This is a genomic window from Sulfitobacter sp. 1A15299, assembly GCF_043556915.1.
In the GTDB taxonomy this organism is placed as follows: domain Bacteria; phylum Pseudomonadota; class Alphaproteobacteria; order Rhodobacterales; family Rhodobacteraceae; genus Sulfitobacter.
This window is the reverse complement of the sequence record NZ_JBIFFJ010000015.1, coordinates 26,438-41,382: the sequence shown is the minus strand read 5'-3', so window position 1 is coordinate 41,382 and position 14,945 is coordinate 26,438. Positions and strand designations below refer to the sequence as shown.

Sequence of the window (14,945 nt, the reverse complement as noted above, 5' to 3'; positions counted from 1 at the left end):
GAGACCGCTATGCTCACCCCTTTCCACCTTGCCTATAACGTCCGCGACCTTGATGAGACCCGCGCCTTCTACGGCGATGTTCTGGGCTGCACCGAAGGCCGCTCGACCGAGACTTGGGTCGATTATTCCTTCTTCGGCCACCAGATCTCCATGCATCTGGGTGAACCTTTCAAGACGGAGGCTACCGGCAAGGTCGGTGAGCACATGGTGCCGATGCCGCATCTGGGCGTCGTCCTGCGGATGGAAGATTGGAAGGCGCTGGCGGAGCGGCTGAAGGGGGCTGAGGTCGACTTCGTGATTGAACCTTCGCTGCGTTTCGAGGGGGAGCCGGGCGAGCAGGCGACCATGTTCTTCCGTGACCCGTCGGGCAATCCGATCGAGGTCAAGGGTTTCGCCAATATGGACCGCGTTTTTGCCCAGTAAGGCCAAGCGCTGAAATGACAAAGCCCCGCTGTCGCAAGCGGGGCTTTGAATGGCTGAGGTCGTGGACGGGCTCAGTCGAAGCTGATCGCCCCTTCGAATGCAGGCTCTTCCAAGGTCTGCCCGCTGAACGCTGTCGGGGTCTGTGCGGTGATGTCGAGCGTGTAGCTGCCGTTCACCGGGATCGGCCCGCTGGTCCATGCCTCGTCCTGGCCGGTGATCGTATGGCTGCCGGTGGCGTTGTTGGTAAAGACCACCTGATCGCCCGGCTGCACATGAGACAGCGATGGGAAATAGGCGCCATCAACGATCAGCACGTTGCGGCTTTCAGCCATGGCGCCAGCGGCGCAGAGGCTCAGGGCAAGGGCCAGAGCGCCGGCGCTTTTGCGGTATGAACTTAGCATCATCTGCTCCTTTGGAACGCCCGATGTGGGCGGGTTAGCCGGTTTCATACAAGGTAAATGCGGCACAACTTAGGCCAGTGTTGAGGCGATCATCCCGCCGTCGCAGGCTCTGCCTGCTGCGCCAGCCAGCCGCGGAATGACGCAAGCGCCGCCGTCTCATCCCGGTCGTCGGGCCAGACGAGGTAGTAGTTCCCGATGCTCTGCGTGGTGGGCGAGGCGGCCAGCACCAATTGCCCGTCGCGTAGATAGGGGCGGGCGAAAAAGGTCGGCAGCAGCGCCACCCCCAGCCCGTGAATAGCCGCCTGCGCCATGGTCGAGAATTGATCGAACATCATGCCGCCGGGCGGCTCATCCGTCACCCCGAGCGAGGACAGCCAGCGTGCCCATCCGCGCGGGCGGGTCTCCAGATGAAGCAGAGGCAAATGCCGCACGTCGCGCGCATCCTCCAAAGGTGCGGGCAGCAGGTCGGGCGCGCAGACCGCCACCACCGTTTCCGGCAAAAGCGGCAGGTAGCGCACGCCGGGCCAATCTTCATGACCAAAATGAATGGCGGCGTCGAATCGGCTGCCCGCAAAGGCGAAGGGCCGCAGCCGGGTCGATAGGTTCACCGTCACCTCCGGGTGATCCCGCGCGAAATCGCGCAGGCGCGGGGCCAGCCAATGCATCCCGAAGGCCGGCAGGATCGCCAGATTCAACGTGCCCCCCGTGGGGTTCGTCCGCGCCGAGACCGAGGCCTGCGCCAGCCGGTTCAGGATGTCGCGCACCTGCGTTACATAATCCAACCCCGCCTGCGTCGGGGTCAGGCGGCGGCCCTGACGGATCATCAGCGTCACGCCCAATTGTTCCTCCAGCGTCTTGATCTGACGGCTGACCGCGCTCTGCGTGAGGTTCAATTCCTGCGCCGCCGCCGTGGCGGTGCCGAGCCGCACGACCGCCTCGAAGGACAGCAGGGCCGAGATCGAAGGCAGGAAGCGGCGCGGCGCGATCATATGACTTTTTCTCATGAACTCAGGACAAAGCAGCGATAGAGTTCGCGCCGCCGATTTGCAATACTGCCGCAAATCACATCACCCGAAAGGATGCATCATGACCGCTGACGCCCCCAAGCTGCGCGCCAAGGACAAACCCGATCTTGGAACCTTCGACTGGCAGGATCCCTTCCGCCTCGACAGCCAATTGACCGAAGACGAGCGCATGATCCGCGATTCCGCCCGCGCCTATGCGCAGGAAAAGCTGCAGCCGCGCGTCATCGAAGCCTTCGCCGAGGAAAAGACCGATCCGGAGATCTTCCGCGAGATGGGCGAGATGGGCCTCCTCGGCGTCACCATCCCCGAGGAATACGGCGGCTTGGGCGGCAGCTACGTCTCCTACGGTCTCGTCGCCCGTGAGGTTGAGCGTGTCGACAGCGGCTACCGGTCGATGATGTCGGTGCAGGCGAGCCTCGTCATGTACCCGATCTACGCCTACGGCTCCGAAGAGCAGCGCCAGAAATACCTGCCCAAGCTTTGCTCGGGCGAATGGATCGGCTGCTTTGGCCTGACCGAGCCCGATGCGGGCTCCGACCCTGCGGGCATGAAGACCCGCGCCGTGAAGACCGAGAACGGCTACAAGCTCACCGGCTCGAAGATGTGGATTTCGAACTCGCCCATCGCCGATGTCTTCGTGGTCTGGGCCAAGTCCGAAGCCCATGACGGCAAGATCCGTGGTTTCGTGCTGGAAAAGGGCATGAAGGGTCTGAGCGCGCCGAAGGTGGGCAACAAGCTTTCTTTGCGCGCCTCGATCACCGGCGAGATCGTCATGGACGGTGTCGAAGTGGGCGAAGACGCGCTGCTGCCGAATGTGCAGGGTCTGAAAGGGCCCTTCGGCTGTCTCAACCGTGCGCGCTACGGCATCTCTTGGGGCGCGATGGGGGCTGCCGAGTTCTGCTGGCACGCCGCGCTGCAATACGGGCTGGACCGCAAGCAGTTCAACAAACCGCTGGCGCAAACCCAGCTGTTCCAGAAGAAGCTGGCCGACATGATGACCGAGATTTCGCTCGGCCTGCAGGGCTCGCTGCAGGTGGGCCGCCTGATGGATGCCGCCAATGCCGCGCCCGAGATGATCTCAATCGTGAAGCGCAACAACTGCGGCAAGGCGCTCGACGTCGCGCGCATGTCGCGTGACATGCACGGCGGCAACGGCATCTCGGGTGAGTTCCAGGTGATCCGCCACATGATGAACCTTGAGACGGTGAACACCTATGAGGGCACCCACGACGTGCACGCGCTGATCCTGGGCCGCGCCCAGACCGGCCTGCAGGCGTTCTTCTAAACACCGGCTTCGGGGGGGGCACCCCCCGGCCACCGGACTCCAAAATATTTATGGCCAGAAAGAGGGGCGGCGCCTTTCTTTCTGGCCGACACGCTCTCGCCGAGAGCGATTAATTTCTATTCCAAGAGGCCCCATGGACCGCGTTGCCATCGTTCATGAGAACTTCCTCCGTCGCGTTGCGGCGGGGGATTTTCCCGTTTCCACCTCCCCGCACAAGGCGCTTGATCGCGGCCAGTTGGAGCAGCTTTACCGCGCGCAGGTGCTGAGCCGGGCGCTCGACCTGCACAGCCGCGTCATGCAGAAAGAGGGGCAGGGCTTCTATACCATCGGCTCATCCGGCCACGAGGGGATGGCGGCGGTGGCGGCGGCGCTGCGCGTCGACGACATCGCCTTCCTGCATTACCGCGACGCGGCCTTCCAGATCGCCCGGGCCGATCAGGCCGGCGGGCAGGACATGATGCGCGACATGCTGCTCAGTTTTGCCTGTTCGGCGGAGGATCCGACCAGCGGCGGGCGGCACAAGGTGCTGGGCTCGCGCCCGCTGATGATCCCGCCGCAGACCTCGACCATCGCCAGCCACCTGCCCAAGGCGGTGGGGGCGGCGCATTCCATTGGCATGGCGCGGCGGCACCGGCCCGAACATGCTATCCTGCCGCGCGATGGCATCGCCATGTGCAGCTTTGGTGATGCCTCGGCCAACCACTCCACCGCGCAGGGCGCGATCAATGCCGCCTGCTGGACCGCCGTTCAGGGCGTGCCGCTGCCGCTTCTGTTTGTCTGCGAGGACAATGGCATCGGCATTTCGACCAAGACGCCGACGGGCTGGATCAAGGCCTCGATGTCGGCGCGGCCGGGGCTGAAGTACTTCGAAGGCGACGGGCTCGACCTGCATGCGGCCTATGCGGCGGCGAAGGAGGCGGCGGATTACGTGCGGGTGCACCGCAAGCCCGCCTTCCTGCATCTGCGTACCGTGCGTCTTTACGGCCATGCCGGGGCGGATGTGGCGACCTCCTATCTGCCGCGCGCCGAGGTCGAGGCCGACGAGGCCAACGATCCGTTGCTGCATTCCGCGCGGCTGTTGGTCGAGGCCGGTGTGCCCGCCGAAGAGGCGCTGTCGATCTACCGCGATACGCAGGAGGCGGTCGCGAAAGCTGCGGATGAGGTGGTGAAGCGCCCCCGACTGAAAACCGCATCGGACGTGATGGCAAGCCTTATGCCGCCCAAGCGCGACTGCGCGCCCAGCAACGGTCCGAGTGCCGAGGCGCGGGCCGAGACCTTCGGCGGTGACATGGGGCAGATGGACAATCCGCAGCCGATGTCTCGGCTGATCAATTGGGCGCTGCACGACCTGATGCTGGCCCATCCCGAGACCATGCTGATGGGCGAGGACGTGGGCCGCAAGGGCGGGGTCTACGGCGTCACCCAGAAGCTTCAGGCGCGCTTCGGCCCCGGTCGCGTGATCGACACGCTGCTGGACGAGCAGAGCATCCTCGGGCTGGCGATCGGCATGGCGCACAATGGCTTCGTGCCGATGCCGGAGATCCAATTCCTCGCCTATCTGCACAACGCCGAGGATCAGCTGCGCGGGGAGGCGGCGACCCTGCCGTTCTTCTCCAACGGTCAATGGAGCAACCCGATGGTGCTGCGCATCGCGGGGCTGGGCTATCAGAAGGGGTTTGGCGGGCATTTCCACAACGACAATTCGCTTGCCGTGCTGCGCGACATTCCGGGCATCGTCATCGCCTGCCCCTCTGCCGGGGACGAGGCCGCGATGATGCTGCGCGAGGCGCATCGTCTGGCGCGCGAGGAGCAGCGGGTGGTGGTCTTTGTCGAGCCCATCGCGCTCTATCCGATGCGCGACCTGATGGAGGCCGGGGACGGCGGTTGGATGCGGCACTACCCGGCGCCGGACCGGCGGATCGCTCTGGGCGAGGTCGGTGTGTCTGGCGCGGGCGCGGATCTGGCGATCGTGAGCTACGGCAACGGGCATTACCTGAGCCAACAGGCGGCGCGCGATCTGGCCGAGGCGGGCGTCGATGCGCGGGTGATCGACCTGCGCTGGCTCGCGCCCTTGCCAGAGGATGCCTTGATCGAGGCCATCGGGGATCGTCCGGTGCTGATCGTGGACGAATGCCGTCGGACGGGCGGCCAGGCCGAGGCGCTGATGGCGCTGATGGCTGAGCGTGGTGTGGCAAGGTTCGCTCAGCTGACGGCGGAGGACAGTTTTATCGCCACGGGGCCAGCCTATGCGGCGACGCTGCCCTCGCGCGAGGGGATCGTGGCGGCGGCGCGGGACTTGCTGGGGTAGGGTTAGCTTCTGCCACCCGGCCCGGAACAAGCCGCAGGCGCCGGGCCATCGCCTGCCCGCCCCCCGGGTAGGCGATTTGGTGAGGCTGGGTGGCACATTGCTCAAGCCAATCATGGTTGAACCATAAAACGGCACGAAGGCACGTTGGATCGCCGACCCGCGGGCAGGCGATGGCCCTTAGTGGCTCTCCGCCGGTGCGCCGCCTTGGAAATTATTCCCGTTCACATAATCGCAAGGCTCTTCGCGCATTTCCAGATGCAACCCGTCGCCGGTATAAGGATGCGCGCGGGCGAATTCCTCATCCACTTCGATCCCCAGACCGGGTGCTTCGGGGGCGGTAATAAAGCCATCCTCCACCCGGATCGACCCTTTGATCAATTTGTCATGGAAAGGCGTCTCGATACATTCGCACATCAGGATGTTGGGGATCGCGGTGGCAAGCTGCACATTCGCGGCCCATTCCACCGGCCCGGCATAGAGATGCGGCGCCACCTGCGCGTTATAGACCTCGGCCATGGCGGCGATTTTCTTGGCCTCCGCGATGCCGCCCACACGGCCAAGCGCCGGTTGCAGGATCTCCGCCGCCCCGGCACGCAACAGCGGCGCGAATTCGGCCTTGGTGGTCAGCCGCTCGCCGGTGGCCACAGGGACGCGCACGCCGCGCGCGACCTTGGCCATCTGCTCGGGCGCGTCTGGGGGGATCGGCTCTTCGTACCACAGCGGGCTATAGGGTTCGATCGCTTGGCCCAGCCGGATCGCGCCCGCGGTGGTGAACTGCCCATGGGTGCCAAAGAGCAGGTCGGCGCGGTCGCCCACCGCCGCGCGGATGGCCTTGCAGAACGCCGCCGAGGTGCTGATATCCGACATCGCAGGCATATGCCCGCCGCGCAGCGTATAGGGGCCGGCGGGGTCGAATTTCACCGCCGTATAGCCGCGCGCCACGCAATCCGCCGCCGATTCCGCCGCCATCTCTGGCGAGGTCCAGAAATCCGCCATGCTGTGATGCGGCAGCGGGTAGAGGTAGGTATAGCCGCGCACCCGATCATTGGTGCGCCCGCCGATCAGCGCATGCACCGGGCGATCGCGGTCCTTGCCCAGAATGTCCCAACAGGCGATCTCTAGCCCCGAAAACGCGCCCATGACCGTCAGGTCTGGCCGTTGGGTAAAGCCCGCGGAATAGGCGCGGCGGAACATCAACTCGATATTCTCGGGGTTTTCGCCCTGCATATGGCGGGCGAAAACATCTTTGATCACCGCGCGCATCGCGCCCGGCCCGACGCTGGCGGCATAGCATTCGCCCCAGCCGGTCAGGCCGGTGTCGGTGGTCAGTTTCACGAGGATCCAATAGCGCCCGCCCCAGCCGGGGGCGGGCGGGGCCGTCACGATGATATCGAGGTCTTGCAGTTTCATGACGGTCCCTCCTTTTCGACCTGCGGTCAGGTCTCTTTCTTGTCGTCGACGATGGTCATCTGCGCGATGCCGCTTTCGCCCAGATCAACCTTGGCGAAGGGGCCGCCGTGGCACATCTGGCCGGGGTCGGTGATATCGACCGCGCCTTCCTCGGCCAGCACCTTTTCGGCAAATTGCTCGGCGTTGTCCTTGGGCCGATACCCGAGGAAAGAGGCTTTCGAGTTGTCCACCGGCGCGCGGTCGTTGTTCGACACGCCGTAGATCACCGAAAAGCCGACCGAGGGCGTGTCCACCGCGCGGGTCACCAGCTGGATCAGGTCGTCATAGCTGAGCCACGAGCCGAGCGCGCGGGCGTTGTTGACCTGTGCCGCGCTCAGGATGCGCAGATGCACGGATTCGAGCTGGCGCTTGTCCCAGTACATGGAGCCGAGGTCTTCGGTGAAGCATTTGGCGAGGCCGTAGAAGGTGTCGGGCTTATGGGCCGCATCGATGCCGATGAAATCGGCCTTCTTGTGCATCCCCACGGCGTGGATCGAGGAGGCATAGACCACCCGCCGCACCCCGGCCTGATAGGCCGATTCCCACACGTTGTAGGAGCCGACGAAGTTCGGGCCCAGAAGCTCCATGAAGGGTTTCTCGTCCACGATGGCGCCGAAATGCACCACCATATCGGCGCCCTCCATCAGCGCCGCGACCTCGTCGTAGTTCGCCAGATCGGCCTTTTGATAACGCTCACCGTCGTAAAGCTTGCCAATGTCCTCGGCGATGTCGGAGCTGACCAATTCCTCGCACATCGCGGCCAGCGGCTCGCGCAGGTAGGAGCCAAGCCGCCCTGCGGCGCCTGTCAGGACCAGTTTCTTAAATTTCATAACATCTTCCTTTCACGTCTCAGAAATCTTATCGCGCACCTTGGTGCGCAGCGCGTCGGCGCCTTGGGCCAAAAGGCCCACATCCGTGCCGCAGGCGACAAAGGTGAAGCCTTCGTTCAGCAGTTGGGCGGCGAAATCGGGGTCGGTCACCAGCGTGCCGACGGGAATGCCCTTGTCCATCAGAGTTTTGGCGGCGGGGCGGATCACCTCCCAAACCTCGGGGTGCAGGGTCTGACCCAGATGGCCCAGATCGGCGGCGATATCGGCGGGGCCAAAGAAGATACCGTCGATCCCCTCGACCTCGGCAAAGGCGGCGGCGTTTTCGACGGCGGCGCGGGTTTCAAGCTGGATCAGGATGGCGGTCTGATGCTCGACCGCGACATTGTAATCCGCGACCCGGCCAAACTGATTGGCGCGGTTGAGCCCGGCCACACCTCGAATGCCGCGCGGCGGGTAGCGGCAGGCGGCCACGGCGGCGCGGGCCTCATCAGGGGTCTGCACCATGGGAAACAGCAGCCCCGGCGCGCCGAGGTCCATCAGCCGCTTGACCTTGACCGCATCGTTCCAGTCGGGCCGCACCATCGCCGTGGTCTCACTGCCCGAGAACGCCTGCAACTGGCCGAGTACCGAGGCCATGTCGCTGGGCGCATGTTCCATATCCAGCATCACCCAGTCATAGCCCGCATGGGCCACCACCTCGGCGGCATAGCCGTTGGAGAGGGAGACCCAGAGGCCCAGCTGCTTTTGCCCGGCGCGGATGGCCGTGAGGAAGCTGTTCTCGCGCAATTTCATATCACGGCCCTTTCGACGAATTTCTCGGAGCGCACGATACGGGCGTAGTCCAGCGGGGTAAGGTCGAGCGTGCGGTAGCCGCCATGGGTGATCAACTCTGCCGTGCCGCGCCCGATGGCGGGGGCCTGTTGCAAGCCGTGGCCGGAAAAGCCGTTCATAAAGACGAAGTTCGCGACCTTGTCGTGCCGCCCGAGGATCGCGTTCTGATCGACGGTGTTATAGGCGTAATGCCCGACCCATTCGTTGATCACCTTGACCCGCTCAAAGGCCGGAACGCGGGTGGCGATGATGGGCCAGACCTTCTCTTCCCAGATCGAATGGTCGAAGGCGAAATCGTCATAGGCCGCGTCATAGTCATCCTCAGGCGGGCAACCGGCCATGTAATATTTGCCTTCTTGGCGCATATGCACGCCGCTGGGGTCGATGGTCAGCGGCAGGTCCATCTCAAGCGGCTCAGCGGCGTCGAAGATGAAGGTGTAGCGTTTGCGCGGCACCACCGGCAGGGTGATCCCGGCCATCTGCGCCGTTGCCGCCGCGCGGGGGCCGGAGGCATTGACCACCGTCCCGCAGGAAACCCTCGCCCCGGACTTCAGCGTCACCGCATCCACGGCGCTGCCTGCGGGGTTCAGCACCATGCCCGTCACCTCGTCATGGACAAAGGTCACGCCGCGACGCTTGGCCATACGCTTGAACCAGTCGAACATGGTGCCGCCGTCGAAATAGCCCTCATCCACCGTGTTGTGATTGGCGGCAATCACATCGTCGAGCATGTAGAAAGGATAGCGCACGGCGACCTCATCCTTGGTCATATGCCGGGTATGCGCGCCCATGGAAGTCTGGATGCCCTGCGCCTCGCGCAGGGTCTGGGCAAACTCGGGCGTGTCGGCAAGATAGAGGTAGCCAAAGCTCTGCAGCGCCAGTTCCGGCACCTCGGGATCGTCATGCATGAAGTGGCGGAAGTTCTTGATGAACTCGGCCCCGAATTGTGAAATCTGGATGTTCACGGGGGCGCTGAACTGCTGGCGGATGCAGGAATTCGTATGGCTGGTCGAGGCGAATTCATAGGTTGGATCACGCTCGACCACCAGCACCTCGCCATCGAACCCCGGCGTGTTGGTCAGCCACCAAGCCAAAGCCGAGCCATAGATGGCCCCGCCCACGATCACCACGTCATAGGACGTCTCAAGCGCGTTTTTCATGCACAGTCTCCCTTTGCGCATTCCCCTCTGAATCGTGGGTAGCCTAAGCATTCAGAGCCTGCAATCTTTGTGAACAGCGGCGTGAATTTTCGTTTTGCGGCGATGGGTTGCGCCCGTGCCCATGGATGAGGCAGGGTTGACTTTTACCGTGGCTGTCGCACCATGAGCGCTATGCCGCAACACAGATGACCGCCCAAAGGAGTGGCCCTTGGACAGCGACCGCGAAGAGATTGAGCGTCTGATTGCGCAGGTCGCAATGGGGGACCGTGCCGCCTTTGAGGCGCTCTATGATCGGGTGTCTGCGAAACTATTCGGGGTCTGCCTGCGTGTGTTGGATACACGCGCCGCAGCAGAGGATGCCATGCAGGACAGTTTCGTCAAAATCTGGAACAATTCCGACCGCTATCAGGCCAATGGCCTGTCGCCGATGACGTGGCTGATCACCATTGCCCGCAATACCGCGATCGACCGTTTGCGCGCCACCCGCAAGGGCCATCAGGACATCGACACGCCGGGGCTGGAACTGGCCGCGCCGGGGCCGAACCCCGAACAATCCGCCGTGGCCGCGTCGGAGGCCAAGCGGCTGACCAATTGTCTGGATGACCTCGAAGCGGATCGCGGTGCGGCGGTGCGCGGGGCGTACCTTGATGGCGACAGCTATGCCGAGCTTGCGCAGCGTTTCGACGTGCCGCTCAATACCATGCGCACATGGCTGCGCCGTGGTCTGATGGCCCTGCGGGAGTGTATGAGCGTATGAGCGACACCCCCATCACCCCGCCCGAAGACGACGATCTGCTGGCCGCCGAAATGGCCTTGGGCCTGTTGGAGGGCGAAGACCGTTCCGCGGCGCGCACCCGCCTGATGCAAGACCGTGATTTCGCCCGCCGCGTGGCCGATTGGCAGGAGCGTTTCGTGGCGATGACCGACGATATCGCCCCTGTCGCCCCGCCCGCGAAGCTGCGCCGCGCGCTGATGTCGCGGCTCTTCCCTGCGCGGCAGGTGCCGCTGTTGCAGCGGCTCTGGCTCTGGCAGGGGATTTCGGTGGCGGCAATGGCCACCGTGGCCTTCCTTGCCCTCCCGATGCTGCGCGAGCCGCCGATGCAGCTCCCGGCAGAGGTCTATGCCACCCGCATGGCGGCCGAGGACAGCGCGCTGGAATTGCTTGCCGTCATGGACATGTCGCGCGGCGATATCGCGTTGCGCCGTGTCTCGGGCGACGCGCCCGCGGGCCGCGTGCTGGAGCTTTGGGCGATCCTGCCGGACCGCGCGCCGATCTCTTTGGGCGTGCTGCCTGAGGGGGAGGTTAACCGCGTGACCTTGCCCGCCGATCTGGCACCCGAGGCGGCGCAGATCACCTTGGCGATCACGGACGAGCCACCGGGCGGCGCACCCGGCGGTATCCCCACCGGGGCCGTTATGGCCGCCGGTGCCGTGGCGGAACTCTAAACCCCGAAACGCCCTGCTTTGACCGAGCAGGGCGTTTCATTTTCCGGTTCCTTTACAGCGCGTTATGATTTTTCCGCAAATTTTCTGAACCATTCTGAAACTCCTCTCACCTCTGCCCCGTGGGTCCAGTATCGCCGCCCACAACGGGGGGCATTCAAGGGAGGAAATCCAATGAAGACGCTCAAGACATTCGCCGCCGCCACCGCCACCGCCGCGCTTTTGGCCACCGGTGCCATCGCCGCCAATCCCGAAGTGGGCGGCGCGCCCATGTTCGAGAATAAGAACATCGTCGAAAACGCCGTGAACTCCGCCGATCACACCACGCTGGTCGCCGCCGTGAAGGCCGCCGGTCTGGTCGACACGCTGGCCTCCGAAGGGCCGTTCACCGTTTTCGCCCCGGTCAACTCCGCCTTCGACGCGCTGCCCGCGGGCACGGTCGAGACCCTGCTCAAGCCCGAGAACAAGGACATGCTGACCAAAGTGCTGACCGCTCATGTGGTGGCCGGTAAATGGTCCGCCGCCGATATCGCCGCCAAGGCCCGCGCCTCCAGCGATGGGTTCTACCATTTCAACGCCGTCTCCGGCGATGCGCTGTCGGCGCAGGTGAAGGGCCGCAACGTCTATATCATCGACGAAAGCGGTAATGCATCGCGCGTGACTATCGCAGATGTGAACCAGTCCAACGGGGTGATCCACGTTGTAAACAGCGTGCTGGTGCCCAAGTAAGAGGCAACCCGCATGATGTGGCCGGGCCAGTACCTCCATGCTGGTCCGGCGTTAACCCAATCCGAACGCGAGGAGTAACACCATGAACAGACGTCATTTTCTGACATCGACCTTTCTGGGCGCCACCGCCATCGGGTTGGGCGCGCGTGGCGCATCGGCAGCCTATGTCGAGGGCAACTTCGAGGTCACCCGCAGCGAGGCCGAGTGGCGCGCGATGCTGAGCGAGCTGGAATATGCGGTCATGCGCGAAGGCGATACGGAGCGTGCCTTTACCAGCCCGCTGAACGACGAGAAACGCCCCGGCACCTTCATCTGCAAAGGCTGCGACCAGCCGCTCTACGATGCGGCGACCAAGTTCAAAAGCGGCACCGGCTGGCCGAGCTTCTATCAGCCGCTCGACAATGCGGTCGAGACCATGGCCGACAACAGTTTCTTCATGCGGCGGACCGAGGTGCATTGCGACCGCTGTGGCAGCCATCTGGGCCATATCTTTGATGACGGGCCGGAGCCCACGGGCAAGCGGCATTGCATCAACGGTGTCTCGCTGAAATTCGTCGCGGCTTAACAGATCGGTCTCACCCAAACGGAGCGCGCGCCGCTTTCGGCGCGCGTTGCCCTGTCAGGTGCCGCGCGGTTTGGCGCGCAGGGTCGGGTCCGCCACTGTGGGGTCTTCGGGCCAGGGGTGACGCGGATACCGCCCGCGCATGTCCTTTCGCACTTCGGCATAGGAGCTTGCCCAAAAGCCGGGGATGTCCATCGTGACCTGCACCGGGCGCTGCGCGGGCGACAGCAGGGTGACTTGCAACGGCTGGCCGCCCACCGTCGGGTGCCGCGTCACGCCGAACATCTCTTGCAAACGCAGCGCGATGCCGGGGGTCTCACCGCTATAGTCGATGGCCACGCGCCGCCCGAGCGGGGTCTCGAAATGGGCCGGGGCCATGCGGTCCAACGCTTGCTGTTGCTCCCAACTCAGCCGGGCTTTCAGCGCCGGGGTGATGTCGAACCCTTTCCAATCGGCGCTGCTGCGCAGGCCCGCCAGATGCGGCAGCAGCCAGTCTTCCAGCGTCTCCATCAGATGCGCTTCGCTGAAATCGGGGAAGGGCGCGGGCATCAGCCGGGCGCGGGCCAGAAACAGCGCCGCCGCCTTGCCGGGGTTCAGCCCTAATTGCCGCACACCGTCCAGCATCGCGACCGCCACCGCATCGGCGGGCGCATCGGGCCATGTGCGGTCTTCCAGAACCAGCGCGCCGAAGACCTCTTGCTTGCGGGTCAGCACGCGGCCCTCGCGGCGCGACCATAGACAGACATCCTGCCAGTGGATTTGATCGGCAAAGGTGGCGCGCAGCTCGGCGTCCGAGATCAGCGCCGCCTGCCGGATACGCGCCTCACGCGGGTCGCCGTCGAGGTCGGTGGCCACCAAGAGCCGCGCGCCCGCCATCGGGTCGGTCTCGGGCAGCACCGCGCCCTTGCCGCCCGAAAGCACATAGCGCGGCGCCTCGCCCTTGCGGCGCAGACCGACGCGGTCGGGGTAGGCGAGGGCCGCCAGCACGCCCAAGGCGTCCGGCCCGTCGCCCTTCGCACTGCGGGCAAGGCGTTTCGCCTCGGCCTTGATGCGGGAGAGCGTGGGCGCATGGGGCGGCGTGGCGGTGCGTTTTCCGGCCAATGCGTCCATCCGCAGCGCAAGGTCGACGGTCGCGCCGCGCATCGGATCGCGTTCGGCCAGCAGGGCGGCCAGCATCGGCGCACGTGGTCCGCCGCGCGTGACCATATGCGCCAGCCTTGGGTGCAGGGGGAGTTTTGCCAAGGCGCGGCCATGTTCGGTGATGCGGCCCGCAGCGTCGAGCGCGCCCAGCATCTGCAAGACCGCCTGCGCCTCGGCCAGACGGCCCGCGTGGGGCGGGGTGACGAAGCTCAGATCACTCGCCTGCGCGCCCCAGAGCGCCAGTTCCAGCGCGAAACCAGTGAGGTCGCCAGCCTCAATCTCGGCCGGGGGGAAGGCCGCCAGCGCGCCTTCCTCGCCCCGGGTCCACAGTTTGTAAGCGACCCCGGTGTCGAGCCGCCCCGCACGGCCTGCGCGCTGCGTGGCCTCCGCGCGGGTCACCCGCTCGGTCACCAGCCGCGACATGCCGGAAGCGGGATCGAAAAGCGCGCGCCGCGACCGGCCGCCATCGACGACGATGCGGATGCCTTCGATGGTGAGGGAGGTCTCGGCGATGGAGGTCGCCAGCACCACCTTGCGGCCCGAGGGCGCGGGCGCGATGGCGGCCTGCTGGGCCTTGAAGTCGAGCGCGCCGAACAGGGGCGCGAGGGTGCAGTCTTGGGGTAGGGCGGGACGCAGAAGCGCCTCGACGCGGCGGATTTCGCCCTCGCCGGGGAGGAAGACCAGCGCCGAGCCCGGTGCCTCTGACAGCGCTTTCAGGGTAAGATCGGCCACGGCATTCTCAAACCGCTGCTTGCCCACGGGCTTGTCGCGCCAGCGCGGCTCGACCCCGAAACTGCGGCCCTCTGAGGTCACGATCGGGGCGTCCATCAGCGCGGCCACCGGGGCGGCGTCGAGCGTGGCGGACATGGCCACCAGCATCAGGTCGTCGCGCAGCGCGCCCGCGACCTCGAGCGCCAGCGCAAGGCCCAGATCGGCGTTGAGCGAGCGTTCGTGGAATTCGTCGAAGATCACCGCGCCGACGCCGGGCAGGTCTGGGTTGTCCTGCAACATGCGGGTCAGGATGCCTTCGGTGACGACCTCGATGCGCGTGGATTTCGACACCGCCGAGGCACCGCGCACGCGGAAACCGACGGTCTGGCCGGTCTCTTCGCCAAGGCTTTCCGCCATCCGCGCGGCGGCGGCGCGGGCGGCAAGGCGGCGCGGCTCCAGCATCAGGATGCGGTCCGGGGTCAGCCCGGCCTCCAGCATCGCCAGCGGCACCCGCGTCGTCTTGCCCGCGCCGGGGGGCGCTTGCAGCACCACACGGCCCGTGTCGCGCAGGGCGGCGATCACATCCGGCAGGACGGCGTCGATGGGCAGGGCGAAATCAGCGTTGGACATGGCGCGGTTATCGGGCAT

Annotated in this window: 14 protein-coding genes; 7 read left to right on the top strand and 7 right to left on the bottom strand. The window is 65.3% G+C overall.

Translation table 11 applies throughout. From position 1 onward, the window contains the following. The first annotated feature begins 9 nt into the window (after positions 1-9). Positions 10-423 (top strand): VOC family protein, encoded by a 414-nt coding sequence (locus ACGYK7_RS13770; RefSeq protein WP_394402951.1) that lies wholly within the window; start codon positions 10-12, stop codon positions 421-423. A 71-nt stretch (positions 424-494) separates the two neighbouring features. Here ACGYK7_RS13770 and ACGYK7_RS13765 read toward each other — a convergent pair whose 3' ends face one another. Then, complete coding sequence (locus tag ACGYK7_RS13765) at positions 495-827, bottom strand: hypothetical protein (protein WP_394402949.1); 333 nt, start codon at positions 825-827, stop codon at positions 495-497. 86 nt (positions 828-913) lie between these two features. Beyond that, positions 914-1,813: a LysR substrate-binding domain-containing protein gene (locus tag ACGYK7_RS13760; protein WP_067263618.1), complete on the bottom strand. Its 900-nt coding sequence runs from the start codon at positions 1,811-1,813 to the stop codon at positions 914-916. A 97-nt stretch (positions 1,814-1,910) separates the two neighbouring features. Here ACGYK7_RS13760 and ACGYK7_RS13755 point away from each other — a divergent pair, with 97 nt between their 5' ends. Beyond that, complete coding sequence (locus ACGYK7_RS13755) at positions 1,911-3,134, top strand: acyl-CoA dehydrogenase (protein ID WP_394402948.1); 1,224 nt, start codon at positions 1,911-1,913, stop codon at positions 3,132-3,134. A gap of 133 nt (positions 3,135-3,267) precedes the next feature. Next, the gene (locus ACGYK7_RS13750) at positions 3,268-5,442 is read left to right on the top strand and encodes a thiamine pyrophosphate-dependent enzyme (protein ID WP_394402946.1); all 2,175 of its coding nucleotides are present in this window, start codon (positions 3,268-3,270) and stop codon (positions 5,440-5,442) included. 177 nt (positions 5,443-5,619) lie between these two features. On the opposite strand, the gene ACGYK7_RS13745 is transcribed toward ACGYK7_RS13750, so the two are convergent. The 4 genes from ACGYK7_RS13745 to ACGYK7_RS13730 are packed head-to-tail and all read right to left on the bottom strand — an operon-like array spanning position 5,620 to position 9,712. Continuing rightward, a complete protein-coding gene (locus ACGYK7_RS13745; RefSeq protein ID WP_394402944.1) occupies positions 5,620-6,852 on the bottom strand; it encodes a mandelate racemase/muconate lactonizing enzyme family protein in 1,233 nt (410 codons plus the stop codon). 26 nt (positions 6,853-6,878) lie between these two features. After that, positions 6,879-7,721, bottom strand: coding sequence for an NAD-dependent epimerase/dehydratase family protein (locus ACGYK7_RS13740; protein ID WP_394402942.1), 843 nt, complete (start codon positions 7,719-7,721; stop codon positions 6,879-6,881). A 12-nt stretch (positions 7,722-7,733) separates the two neighbouring features. Beyond that, positions 7,734-8,513 carry an HpcH/HpaI aldolase/citrate lyase family protein gene (locus ACGYK7_RS13735; RefSeq protein ID WP_394402940.1) on the bottom strand — a complete coding sequence of 260 codons (780 nt, stop codon included), beginning with the start codon at positions 8,511-8,513 and terminating at the stop codon, positions 7,734-7,736. Continuing rightward, a complete protein-coding gene (locus tag ACGYK7_RS13730) occupies positions 8,510-9,712 on the bottom strand; it encodes an NAD(P)/FAD-dependent oxidoreductase (RefSeq protein ID WP_394402938.1) in 1,203 nt (400 codons plus the stop codon). The genes ACGYK7_RS13735 and ACGYK7_RS13730 overlap by 4 nt, the downstream gene beginning before the upstream one ends. Before the next feature lie 256 nt (positions 9,713-9,968). On the opposite strand from ACGYK7_RS13730, the gene ACGYK7_RS13725 reads away from it, so the two are divergent. The 4 genes from ACGYK7_RS13725 (at position 9,969) to msrB (ending at position 12,449) form a co-directional block, all read left to right on the top strand. Continuing rightward, positions 9,969-10,469, top strand: coding sequence for a sigma-70 family RNA polymerase sigma factor (locus ACGYK7_RS13725; RefSeq protein WP_394402994.1), 501 nt, complete (start codon positions 9,969-9,971; stop codon positions 10,467-10,469). Beyond that, positions 10,466-11,158, top strand: a complete 693-nt coding sequence (locus ACGYK7_RS13720) for an anti-sigma factor domain-containing protein (RefSeq protein ID WP_394402936.1) — start codon at positions 10,466-10,468, stop codon at positions 11,156-11,158. The genes ACGYK7_RS13725 and ACGYK7_RS13720 overlap by 4 nt, the downstream gene beginning before the upstream one ends. A gap of 171 nt (positions 11,159-11,329) precedes the next feature. Then, positions 11,330-11,884 carry a fasciclin domain-containing protein gene (locus tag ACGYK7_RS13715; protein WP_067268384.1) on the top strand — a complete coding sequence of 185 codons (555 nt, stop codon included), beginning with the start codon at positions 11,330-11,332 and terminating at the stop codon, positions 11,882-11,884. A gap of 82 nt (positions 11,885-11,966) precedes the next feature. Continuing rightward, positions 11,967-12,449 carry a peptide-methionine (R)-S-oxide reductase MsrB gene (gene msrB, locus ACGYK7_RS13710; protein WP_394402934.1) on the top strand — a complete coding sequence of 161 codons (483 nt, stop codon included), beginning with the start codon at positions 11,967-11,969 and terminating at the stop codon, positions 12,447-12,449. Positions 12,450-12,503: 54 nt separating this feature from the next. On the opposite strand, the gene hrpB is transcribed toward msrB, so the two are convergent. Then, the gene (hrpB, locus tag ACGYK7_RS13705) at positions 12,504-14,945 is read right to left on the bottom strand and encodes an ATP-dependent helicase HrpB (RefSeq protein WP_394402992.1); all 2,442 of its coding nucleotides are present in this window, start codon (positions 14,943-14,945) and stop codon (positions 12,504-12,506) included.